This is a genomic window from Ehrlichia muris subsp. eauclairensis, from assembly GCF_051097115.1.
Classification (GTDB): domain Bacteria; phylum Pseudomonadota; class Alphaproteobacteria; order Rickettsiales; family Anaplasmataceae; genus Ehrlichia; species Ehrlichia muris.
Genome location: NZ_CP118226.1, coordinates 549,404 through 562,049 on the forward strand (window position 1 = coordinate 549,404; position 12,646 = coordinate 562,049).

Consider the following 12,646-nt stretch of genomic DNA (forward strand, 5'->3'; position numbering starts at 1 on the left):
TTTCTTTAAATAATGATATATTGCTTTAATTTTATTAAATAATGCGTTTACTTGACATAGTGTATTTGGTATAAATATTTTAAAATGAAGATGTGTCTTATAGGTGTTAGATGTTTAGACGTAATATCTTGAATATATTATTGGTATTAATTTTCTCTTTTGTTATTTCATGCTCAAATAAGAGTAGGTATCAGTTTAGTAGGAAATATTCTCCAATTTATAATCCTGATGGTGAAGCTTTTGATAGTAATGTGGAATTTGCTCGTGACTACTCAATTTATAAAGAACATAGGGATGCATTAACCTCTGGTGTTGATAAAAATAGTAAGAGTGTTAATACAAGACGCAAGGTAAAACCTAAAGCGCAGGTAAAGGATAAAGAATATGAGGCTTTCTTAAAAGAAGAGGGTCATGATTCTATGATAGATAGTAATGGAATAAATTTGATTGATGTAGCAGGTGCTAAATTTATTGATCCTATGGAAGATGATAATGGTGTAGATGTTCAAGATGTGAAGGATAAAAATGAGGTTCCAGTAGCTAAAGCTGCAGATAAGACTAAATTACAAGATGTTAAAAATGAACCTCCAGTAGCTAAAGCTGCAGATAAGACTAAATTACAAGATGTTAAAAATGAACCTCCAGTAGCTAAAGCTGCAGATAAGACTAAATTGCAAGATGTCAAAAATGAACCTCCAGTAGCTAAAGCTGCAGATAAGACTAAATTACAAGATGTTAAAAATGAACCTCCAGTAGCTAAAGCTGCAGATAAGACTAAATTACAAGATGTTAAAAATGAACTTCCAGTAGCTAAAGCTGCAGATAAGATTAAATTACAAGATGTCAAAAATGAACCTCCAGTAGCTAAAGTTGAAGATAAGACTAAATTACAAGATGTTAAAAATGAACCTCCAGTAGCTAAAGCTGCAGATAAGATTAAATTACAAGATATCAAAAATGAACCTCCAGTAGCTAAAGTTGAAGATAAGACTAAATTACAAGATGTTAAAAATGAACCTCCAGTAGCTAAAGCTGCAGATAAGATTAAATTGCAAGATGTCAAAAATGAACCTCCAGTAGCTAAAGCTGCAGATAAGACTAAATTGCAAGATGTTAAAAATGAACCTCCAGTAGCTAAAGCTGCAGATAAGATTAAATTGCAAGATGTCAAAAATGAACCTCCAGTAGCTAAAGCTGCAGATAAGACTAAATTACAAGATGTTAAAAATGAACCTCCAGTAGCTAAAGCTGCAGATAAGACTAAATTACAAGATGTTAAAAATGAACCTCCAGTAGCTAAAGCTGCAGATAAGACTAAATTACAAGATGTTAAAAATGAAGTTAAACCTCTAATAACTACTGGGAGTACAGATGATACACCTAACTTGAGTGATAATGGTGACAATCAAGTTGATAAAAAAGACAAAGGATTTCGTTCATTGTTAAAATTTACAAAAATAGAAAACAATAAAGACAAAAATTCCAGTGGTGATTCAGAAAATCATAAGGATAATATTGATAGTGATGAAGAACCTGTGCTATCTCAATCTGAGCATGACGTAGAACCTGCTAAGCCAGTTTCTGAAGGGAGTGAACAAAAAAATAATTATAAAGCTGTACACTTTTTGTCATTTTTAAAAGAGCAAAATAAAGATCAAAACGATACTACAGAAGAATTACAAGAGGCAGAAAATAAAAATGATCAAGATAATTCTACAAAGGAGCAGGATAATGCTGTAAAAGATAACGTTGAAATATCTGGACACAATGGTCAAATTGATATCAGTAATAACGGTAATAATGACGAACAAGTGGTTATAATGTCTGAAGAAGAGAAAAAAGATTACATGTTATTACAACGTATTAAAGAGATGAAAGAATATGATGAAGACTATAGTATTACTTATTATTATAATGATTAAGGTATGGCATACTATAAAGAGTAGAGCGTAAATTTAGAGAAATTATAGTAGATTTATTGACTTTAGCTATGTATAATTTTGATTTTATGTGTAAAATTGTATTGTAGTATGCAGTGTGATGTTGTGGGTAGAATTTTAAATGAAGAGGAGTTATTTGACTGTATTCCAAAGAAAAGTAAAGTAACTTATGAAGTAAAGGTTGGTGATGTTGTAATTGGTGGTAATAACCCTATAGTAGTGCAATCCATGGCATTGGGTGGATCTGGGGATGTAGGTAAAGATGCACATGAGGTTTTAGAATTGGCACAAGCTGGATCTGAGTTGGTAAGAGTTGCAGTTAATTCAGAACAAGCTATGAAAAATATTCCTTATATGAGGGATGTGTTAGTAGATCATGGATTTAATGCTAAAATGATAATAGGATGTGGGCAGTATGAAATTGCTAGATTAGTAAGAGCATATCCGGAATGTGCAGCTGCTTTAGGGAAAATACGTATTAATCCAGGAAATGTTGGATTTGGGAATAAGCGAGATAAGAATTTTGAAGATATTATCGAATTTGCAATAAAGTATGATATCCCTATTAGAATAGGTGTAAATTGGGGAAGTTTAGATAAGTATTTAGCTTCAAAATTAATGAATGATAATGCATTGCTTAGTAACCCTAAACCAGATTATGTGATTTTACAGAAGGCATTAGTAATTTCTGCTATAACAAGTGCTAAACGTGCAGAAGAAATTGGTTTATCTAAAAATAAAATAGTTATATCTTGTAAAACGAGTAAAATACAAGATTTAATTCCTGTTTATACAGTGTTGTCAAATGTATGTGATTATCCATTACATTTGGGGTTAACAGAAGCAGGGTCTGGTACAAAAGGAATGGTTAGTAGTGCTGCAGGAATATCTTACCTATTACTAAATGGAATAGGGAATACTATACGTGTTTCGCTAACTCAGCAGCCAGGAGAACCAAGAAGTGCTGAAGTTAAATTGTGTCAAGAAATTTTGCAAAGTATAGGGTTAAGGAGTTTTACTGCACAGGTAACTTCATGTCCAGGTTGTAATAGAACTAACCCTAAATATTTTCATCAGTTAGCTAAAAATGTAAATGATTATATTGCAGAGCGTATGCCAGTATGGAAAAATACTAATCCTGGATCCGAAAATATGGTTGTAGCAGTTATGGGTTGTATAGTGAATGGTCCTGGTGAAAGTAAACATGCAAATGTAGGCATTAGCCTTCCTGGCTATGGTGAAAGACCTGTAGCTGCGGTGTATCAAAATGGAGAAAAATTATGTACCTTAGAAGGTGCTAATATTTTTGAGCAATTTACATCAATAATTGAGAATTATGTTAATGTCTATTATCAATAGTAAGAAAGGTAATCTATCTAATGGAATCCACAACTGGTGAAATGTTCTTTTTTAAGCATTTTGAGGAATTGAGATATAGAATATTTTTTAGCTTTATATTTTTTTGTATCATGTTTGGTATATGTTATTTCTTTTCAGAAAGAATATATAACTTTTTATTAATTCCTCTAATAGATTTAGAAGGTACTAATCCTGAGTTTTCTTTAATATACACTGATTTAACAGAAGCTTTCTTTGTATATTTAAAAGTTGCTACTATGGCTGCGTTGTTATGTTCTTTTCCTATTTTTGCATGGCAATTTTATATGTTTTTAGCTCCAGGGTTATACAAGAAAGAAAAATTAGTGTTGTTACCCTACTTAATATCAACCCCAGTACTTTTTATTCTTGGTGCTGCAATGGTATACTATTATATATTCCCTTTAGCTTGGAGATTTTTTATTGCATTTGAAAACAGAGATGCTTCAATGGGTGTGCCAATAGAATTTATGCCATCGGTAAGTGAATATCTAGATTTGGTCTTACAACTAATGTTTGCATTTGGTGTGGCATTTCAAATTCCTATATTTTTAACATTAATGTCCAGGATTGGTATAGTATCTGCAAAAAGTTTAGCACGAAAACGAAAAGTTGCAATTGTAGTTATTTTTATTCTTGCTGCTATACTAACACCACCTGATGTATTAAGCCAAATAGGATTAGCAATACCAATGTTATTATTATATGAAGCATCAATATTAGCTTGTAAGTATATTGAGCGTAATAAATAATATTTTGCTACTTGTAGAAATGTTGTTTATATGTAATGGTATTGTGAGCTAATTAATTTATAGCGGCTTAAGTAATGAGAAAGATTGCTGAAATATTCTTACAAAGGAATAGAGTATCAATATTTCTATTGGTGATTATATTGATATTTGGTTGTTATTCTTATTTTGATATTCCTAAAGAAAAAAATCCTGAAATAAAAAAACCTATTTTGTCTATTCATACTAATTTACAAGGAATGTCATCTGAAGATGTAGAAAAATTTTTAGTATATCCTATTGAACGAGAAATAAAGTCTATTAAAGGTGTTAATAGGATTATCTCAATCGCTAAAAACGGCTATGCAAATGTAATATTGGAATTTAATGTAGGATTTAACTATAAAGAAGCTTTGGAAAATGTAAGATCGAAAATAGATATAATACGTGCTAAATTGCCTCAAGAGGCAACTTTTCCTATAATAAGTGAAGAAAATTTCAGCTTATTTCCAGTATTAAGTATAGCTTTGATTGGTGATTTGCCTAATAGAACGTTATCTAAAATTGCAAGTAATTTACAATCTAGATTGGAAAATTTACCTAATGTAGAAAGTGTAAAAATTACTGGAAATGGTAAAGATGTTGTTGAGATAAATATTTCTCCTGATGTTATTAATAGTTATAACTTACAAGTACAAGATGTAGTAATGGCTGTATTAAATAACAATCAATTTGTAAATGCTGGAAATTTGGATTCTATGGTTGGTAAGTATACATTACACTTACCAGGTATTCTAAAAAATATGCAAGATATCATGAATATACCAATAAAAACTGACGGACATTCTGTTATTACTCTAGGGAATATTGCTACTATAAGACCAGTTTATCAAAATAACAAAGAATTTGTTCGAGTAAACAATCATCCATGTTTAGTATTAGAGGTATCGAAACAAACAGGTAAGAATATTATTGAAACTATATCTCAAGTAAAAGAACTTATAAGTAACTTAGGAGATATATTGCCAAACAACTTATCAGTTATTTATCTCCAAGATGAGTCAGGAGAAATATCGGACATTTTAAATGAATTACAAAATTCTATTTTAATGTCAGTTTTACTAGTTGTGATCATTATGATGATATTTATGGGAACTAAAACTGCATTATTAGTTGCTATATCAATACCAGGATCTTTTTTGTTTGGTATTATCATTATGTATTCACTAGGGTATACGTTGAATATAGTGATTTTATTTTCCTTAATTATGGCTGTTGGAATGCTTGTTGATGATGCTATAGTCATTACTGAATATGCAGATAGGAAAATGATTAATGGTTTAAACAAGGTAGAAGCTTTTAAACAAGCTGCATATGATATGTTTTGGCCAGTTGCATCGGCTACTTTAACAAAATTGGTGGTGTATATTCCATTGTTATTTTGGCCTGGAACTACTGGTGAATTTATGAAGTATATTCCTATTGCATTAATTACGACTTTGAGTGGTTCGTGGATTATGGCTTTGATTTTCATTCCAGTTTTAGGTGCTATTATTGGAACGCCGTCAGTAACTGATAAAAAAAGTGCAGCAAAGATTGTAGCAGTAAGTACTGGTGATTTTATACATTTAGGAAAATTTACTAAAGGTTATAGTAAAATTTTAAGTAATGTGCTTGATCATCCTAAAAAATTTATTTGTATAATAATTGGTATTTTACTTATCTCTACATTGGGATATTTTATAATTGGTCCAGGTATAGAATTTTTTCCAAGTATTGACTCAGAAAGAATGCTTATTACTGTAAGAGCAAATAATAATTTATCTGTTTATGAAAGAAATGATATATTACAAGAAATTGAGCAAAGAATTTCTGATATACCTGATATAAAATTTATTTACATAAAGGCTGGCCTATTTGATTATTCATTAGATGTGGATGATATTATTGGAAAAGTTCAAATAGAATTAAAAAGATGGTCTCTTCGTAGAAAATCTGAAAAAATATTAAGTGAAATAAAAAGTAAGTTACAAGATGTAAAAGGTATTATTGTAAATATTACAGAGGAGAAAATGAAGCCAGTAATTGGCAAGCCAATACGCATTGATATTAGTTCATATGATATAATTAAAGTGAATGATATGACCAATAAGGTAATATCTATTATGAACAATTCTTTAGGCTTTGAAAATATTACGGATAATAGATCATCTTTAGAAATAGAATGGAAAGTCAATATTGATAAAAATAAAGCAATGAAGTCTGGTGTTGATGTTTCTATAATTGGCAAATTTATAAAGATGATAGCTGAAGGAATATTGTTAAATAGTTATCATCCAGATAATGTTAATGATGAAGTAGATATTATTATGAGATTTCCTGAGGAATATCGTAATTTAAATACATTAAGTAATTTATTTGTCAGTACTTCACATGGATATACTGCTGTCAGTGATTTTATTATTCATCAAGCTCAACGTAAAGAAGGTGGAATAAATCATATTAATGGCATGAGAACAGTTAGTGTAATGGCTGATTTGTCTGAAGGGTATTTATTGAAAGGAATGATAAATTTTTTAAATCAAAAATTTAAAGATAATTTTGATTCAGAAGTGTTAGTTGAAGTAAAAGGAGAGATAAAGGATCAAGAAGAATCGCAAAGGTTCTTAATAAAAGCATTTTTTATTGTAATAATACTTATTATGCTGATTCTAATTACTGAATTTAATAGTATTTATGATACATTAATTATTATGACAGCTATTTTTTTGTCAACTACTTGTATATTTTTCGGATTTTTCATTACAGGACATGTTTTTTCTGTAGTTATGGGAGGAGTGGGTATTATTGTCTTGGCTGGTGTAATAGTAAATAATAATATTTTACTTCTTGATGCTTTTTATATTAATATGAAGGTTACATGTAGTAAAAAGGAGGCTATAACGAGAGCAGCTTTATCTAGAGTTAGGCCAATATTATTGACAGTTATTACTGGAATTATAGGGTTAGTTCCTATGATATTACGTATAAGTTGTGATTTTATTAATCGACAAATTATTTATGATTCGCCATCAAGTCAGCTTTGGTTTGAATTATCTTATACCATAGCTACCGGATTATGTTTAGCTACTGTTATTACCTTATTTTTTACTCCTGCATTGCTTATGATTGGAAAATATGATAAAACTGCTAAGTAAGCTTGCAGTATGTGTAGTAAGTTTACTGTTGGGAGAAATTGCTTGACTTGAATAGTAGTTATAATATAAACTGCTACCGCGGTTTTATCTGAATATGTGTCATTTTTAAATAATCAGGTGCACTAAATCTTAGTTTTTTGTACATAGGTTTTTACTAAGGGTTTTTATGGTTAATCTACAAAATTTTGATAACTTAGAATTAATAAGGGTGGCTAAGGATATTGCTGATCAGAAAGGCTTGAATTTAGATGTAATAATCAGGGCTATAGAAGAAGCTATTCAATTAACTAGTCGCAGTAGATATGGAAATTGTAAGATTAAGGTTACAGTAGATAGAAAAACTGGTGTAGTGGCTACTTACAGGCAAGTATTAGTTATTAATGATAATGGTGATGTTATTATTCCTGAAAGCAAGGAAAATGAAGTAGATTCTTCTGATATAAGCAAATATAAATTAATTACTTTAACGGAAGCTAAGCAAATTGATAAAAACATTGAAGTTGGTGATATAATGTTGGAGCCTCTGCCTGTTATTGATCTTGATTATAGTTCTGCTAAAATTGCAAAGCAAAAAATTGCTCAAGTTATTATTTCAGAAGAACGTAAAAGGCAATATGAAGATTTCAAAGATCGTATAGGTGATATTGTTTATGGTACTGCTAAACGTATAGAATATAATAATGTTATTGTAGATTTAAATGGGAATGAAGGTTATTTGTCAGCTTCAAATTTAATAAAAGGTGAAGTATTTCGTGTTGGTGATAGAGTAAAAGCTCATATAGAAGATGTACGAAAAGAAAATTCAGGACCTCAGATATTTCTTTCAAGAATTAGTAAAGGATTTATGGGGCAATTATTCAAGCAGGAAATACCAGAAATATATGATGGAATAGTTACAATTAAAGCTATAGCTAGGGATCCAGGTTCAAGGTCAAAGGTTGCAGTTTTTTCTTCTGATAAAAATATTGATCCAGTAGGTGCATGTGTTGGTGCTAGGGGTGTGAGAATTCAAAGTATTATTTCTGAATTGCATGGAGAAAAGATTGATGTAATTTTATATTCTCCAGAACTCGCTAAGTTTATAGTTAATGCTATAGCTCCTGCAGAAGTTTTGAAAGTTATTATTGATGAGGATAAAGAGAAAGTAGAGTTAATCATTCCTGAAAATCAATTAAGTTTAGCAATTGGTAGATATGGACAGAATATTAGATTGGCATCTGAATTAGTTGGGTGGAAAATAGATGTAATAGGAGATGAAACTGAATCTAGTAGAAAAGCAAAAGAGTTAAGTGCAGGGTCAAAAATATTTGTTGAAGGATTAGATGTTGAAGAGATAATAGGACAATTGTTATTTACTGAAGGGTTTGTTAGTATTGAAGATATAGATCAAGCATCTATTAATGATATTTCTGCAATAGATGGGTTTAACGAAGAAATTGCAGAGGAGTTAAAGAATAGAGCAGCTGATTATTTAATACGTAAAGATGCTGAAATGAAACAGATTTTAGATAATTTGTCTGTTGATAAAGATATTACTATGCTACCGTTTTTAAGACCAAGTGACATTATAGAGTTATCTAAGAATGGTATTAAGAGTCTTGAAGATGTTGCTGGGTTGTGTACAGATGAATTTTTCGATATTATTCCTGATATTGCATTGACTAAAGATCAAGTAGACTCTGTTATATTAGAGTCTCGTAAAAAAATAGGATGGTTATAACTTTTGTTTTGGGTAGTTGTCTATGAATGAGTCTAAAGGTGTTGTAGGTAGTGGGTTGATGTCAGGTAAAACTGAACGTACAACACTCAAACTTAGTGATAAGTTAAAACTGTCTTCAGGTATACAACAGGGTACAAAATTTGCTTCAAAGAAGTCTGTAACTACTGTAGAAGTTCGTAAGAGTAAGAAGAGAAGAGATATTGATAATATTAAGCAGGCTTCTGTAATATTGCAAAATGATAATGCTTATCGAGGTAGTGAACATAATAATTCCTTAACTATACAAGAACAAATTTCTCGTATGAATGCTTTGCAGAATGCTAGTATTTATGAGAAAAAGGAGGATACAAGTGATGATAAAGTTCTTAAAAAAGAAGAAGTTATTGATGTTGAAGTAACAGAGTCAGTATGTACTGAAGAGGATAACAGTAATGTTGTTACCGTTGAAGAAGATAGGACTGAAAAAGTTGAAAAAGAAAACGTAGAACAAGTACTTGAAGAAAGTAGTAATAATGTTGATTCAGTATCTTTAAACATTGTTGAGGATAAGCAGAAAGAGGTTGAAGTAGGTAGTCAAGTTGAAGATAATAATATAAGTGATTTGTTACAGTCTAAGGGTATTGAAGAGAAAAAGCTTAAGAAATTCGAGAAAGAGCATGAAGAAAAGAAAGGAAATCCTAAGAAGGTAGTTTCTAATAACATGTATAGTAAGCATGTAAAATTAGTAATAGAAGAAGAATTGGAGGATAATAATAAACATGTCATTCAAACACATAAAAGTAAGAAAAATCGTTCAGTTAGCTCTACAAAGAATAAAGTTACTCGCAAAGTCCTAATACCGAAAAGAATTACTGTACAGGAGTTAGCAAATAATATGTCTGAAAGGATAAAGGATGTACAGCATATGTTGTTTCAAATGGGAAAGCGTGATGTTAAGCCAACAGATTTTTTAGATCCAGAGCAAGCTTCTATGATTGTAGAAGCTTTTAGCCATACTTTTAAATTGGTTAATGATGGTAAATTAGAGGAAGATTTATATTCTGATGGTAATGACAAAGAATTGCTTCCTAGAGCACCTGTTGTAACTGTTATGGGACATGTAGATCATGGAAAGACTTCATTGCTTGATGCTATACGTAAATCAAATGTTGCAGATGGAGAATTTAAAGGCATTACACAGCATATAGGGGCATATCAGATAATGCTTGATGGTGATAAAAGAATTACTTTTATTGATACACCAGGTCATGAAGCATTTACTGCCATGAGAGCATGTGGTACTAATGTTACTGATATAGTAGTATTAGTTGTCGCAGCTGATGATGGTATTATGCCTCAGACGATTGAATCAATTAATCATGTAAAGGCAGCTAATGTAGCAATGATAGTTGCAGTTAATAAAATTGATAAGCACGATGCTAATATCGATAAAATTACCAATAGTTTACTTAATCATGGGATAATAGCGGAAAGTTTAGGAGGTGATGTAATTGTTGTACCTGTATCTGCTAAAGAAAAGATAAATTTAGATCAATTAAAGTCAAGCATATTATTAATAGCAGAGCTGTTAGAATTAAAAGCTGTTTATAATACTAGGGCATCTGGAGTAGTCATAGAATCGAAAGTTGATAAAAATTGTGGAGTAGTAGCAACTTTAATAGTACAGAAAGGAACTTTAAAAGCTGGTGATATTATTGTTGTTGCTCATAATTCATATGGTAAAGTACGTAATATGTTTAATAGTGATGGAAGGAGTGAAAAGGTTGCTATTCCGTCAATGCCGGTGAAGGTTTTAGGATTAAATAATGTACCTAATTCTGGAAGTAGTTTTATTGTTGTAGATTCTGAAAAGCAAGCACGTGAATTGATTAATTATAGGCAAGAATTATTTAATGCACAATTAGAAGCAAGTGCTAAACCAAAAATGGATGCTAATAGTATATTAACTTGGAATAAGATTGATGAATTAAATGTGATTTTGAAGTGTGATGTGATGGGGTCTGTTGAGGCAATATGCTACTCAGTTAGTAAAATAACTCATGAAGATATAAGATTGAATGTTTTATATAAAGGTGTAGGGAATGTTACAAAATCAGATGTTTTATTAGCAGAGACATCAAATGCTGTAATTTTAGCTTTTAATGTAAAAGCGGATACACAGGTAAAAGAATTAGCAAAGCAAAAGTGTATTGAAATAAGGCATTATTCAGTTATATATGATATAATTGATGATGTAAAAAAGATATTAAGTAGTATGTTGAAGCCATTACAGCAGGAAGTACAAGTTGGTACTTTATCTATAAGGAAAGTGTTTTCTTCTGGAAGTGCAGGAAGTGTACTTGGATGTTACGTGACAAGTGGATTGGTTAAGAAAGGTGCGTCAGTGAAATTGATCCGTAATGGTAATGTTATTCACGAAGGAAAAATTAAGGTCTTACGCCGTTTTAAAGATGATGTAAAAGAAGTTGCTGCTGGGTTTGAATGTGGTATCTTGTTGGACTATGCAAAAGAAGTGTATCCAGAAAATGATATAATTCATGTATTAGAAATAGTAGAAGAAATTAGAGTTATCAAATGATTTATAAATCTGAGAATTTTAGAAGTTTAAAAGTTGCTTCAGTATTGAATAGAGCCATATCTAAAGTTTTGATGCAAGATATTTATTTAGTTGATAGTCATTTAGTAACTGTATCTAAAGTGGAAGTAAGTAATGATATAAGAAATGCTACTGTTTTTATTGTACTTCCTCAAAATTGTTCAAATAAAAAAGATCTTATCCAAAAATTAAATGATTCATCTTATTTTATTAGGAAAGAGATATTTTCTTATGTAGACCTTAGATATATACCTAGGTTGTATTTTAAATTAGATCATTGTTTTGATAATTTAGTTAGGGTAAATCAAATATTAGAATCTCAGTAGTAGGTATCATTGTTACTATTCACGTAGTATATTTAATAGATTATTTTGTTTTTTTATTATATTTATTCCCTCAGTAATTATAGAAAAAGCAAACGTAAAATATAGATAGTTGTGTGATACCTTAATATGTATTCCATCTAATGCTAAGATTATACCTAATACTAGTACAAACATGACAGCTATAGTTTTTATATTACTATGTGTAGTGATTACTTTTATGATGTAATTTGAAAACAAAATTGTAAATATGATAGAAATAACAAAGACTATTTGAATAATAAAAATATTATGTGTTATGCCTATAGCAGTTAGTATTGAGTCTATAGAAAATATTAAATCTACTACTGTTATTTGTAGTATTACGAGATAGAAATTTGACTTTAACTTATTGATTTTATCATTTTTATTGAAAACATCATGCCATATTTCAGATAAACTCTGATAAATTAAAAATGCTCCTCCAAATATCATAAATAAATTATTTGGGGAAAGATTAAGTTGTGATAATGAAATAATGGGGTTATTTAGTGCTAGTATGGCTGATGCTCCATATAGAGTAATAATACGCATTATCAATGCTGCTGATAATCCTACATATTTTGCCTTATTGCGTAATTCAGGTAATATTTTTGTAACAGCAAGTGAAATAAAAATTATATTATCTACTCCTAAAATTACCTCTAGTATTAGTAATGTTAGAAATTGAATAATATAATTTTCCATATTTGATAGTTTTATAAGATGTTAATTATATTATTTAAT

General features: G+C 30.0%; 8 protein-coding genes. 7 read left to right on the forward strand and 1 reads right to left on the reverse strand.

Annotated elements, in window-relative coordinates; all coding sequences use genetic code 11:
- Window positions 1-110: 110 nt before the first annotated feature.
- The 7 genes from PVA18_RS02285 to rbfA all read left to right on the forward strand — a co-directional run bounded on the left by PVA18_RS02285 (window position 111) and on the right by rbfA (window position 11,884).
- Window positions 111-1,922: a TRP75-related protein gene (locus tag PVA18_RS02285; protein ID WP_434431853.1), complete on the forward strand. Its 1,812-nt coding sequence runs from the start codon at window positions 111-113 to the stop codon at window positions 1,920-1,922.
- Between the two features lie 108 nt (window positions 1,923-2,030).
- Window positions 2,031-3,299, forward strand: coding sequence for a flavodoxin-dependent (E)-4-hydroxy-3-methylbut-2-enyl-diphosphate synthase (gene ispG, locus PVA18_RS02290; RefSeq protein ID WP_086375091.1), 1,269 nt, complete (start codon window positions 2,031-2,033; stop codon window positions 3,297-3,299).
- 20 nt (window positions 3,300-3,319) lie between these two features.
- Window positions 3,320-4,069 carry a twin-arginine translocase subunit TatC gene (gene tatC, locus PVA18_RS02295; RefSeq protein WP_045804638.1) on the forward strand — a complete coding sequence of 250 codons (750 nt, stop codon included), beginning with the start codon at window positions 3,320-3,322 and terminating at the stop codon, window positions 4,067-4,069.
- Between the two features lie 74 nt (window positions 4,070-4,143).
- A complete protein-coding gene (locus PVA18_RS02300; RefSeq protein WP_045804637.1) occupies window positions 4,144-7,242 on the forward strand; it encodes an efflux RND transporter permease subunit in 3,099 nt (1,032 codons plus the stop codon).
- A gap of 166 nt (window positions 7,243-7,408) precedes the next feature.
- Window positions 7,409-8,962, forward strand: coding sequence for a transcription termination factor NusA (gene nusA / locus PVA18_RS02305; RefSeq protein WP_045804636.1), 1,554 nt, complete (start codon window positions 7,409-7,411; stop codon window positions 8,960-8,962).
- A 22-nt stretch (window positions 8,963-8,984) separates the two neighbouring features.
- Window positions 8,985-11,540 (forward strand): translation initiation factor IF-2, encoded by a 2,556-nt coding sequence (gene infB / locus PVA18_RS02310; RefSeq protein ID WP_045804635.1) that lies wholly within the window; start codon window positions 8,985-8,987, stop codon window positions 11,538-11,540.
- On the forward strand, window positions 11,537-11,884 hold the full coding sequence (rbfA, locus tag PVA18_RS02315) for a 30S ribosome-binding factor RbfA (RefSeq protein WP_045804634.1): 348 nt from the start codon (window positions 11,537-11,539) through the stop codon (window positions 11,882-11,884). Before infB ends, rbfA begins: the two co-directional genes overlap by 4 nt.
- Before the next feature lie 15 nt (window positions 11,885-11,899).
- Here rbfA and PVA18_RS02320 read toward each other — a convergent pair whose 3' ends face one another.
- Window positions 11,900-12,607 (reverse strand): TerC family protein, encoded by a 708-nt coding sequence (locus PVA18_RS02320; RefSeq protein WP_045804633.1) that lies wholly within the window; start codon window positions 12,605-12,607, stop codon window positions 11,900-11,902.
- Window positions 12,608-12,646: the final 39 nt, after the last annotated feature.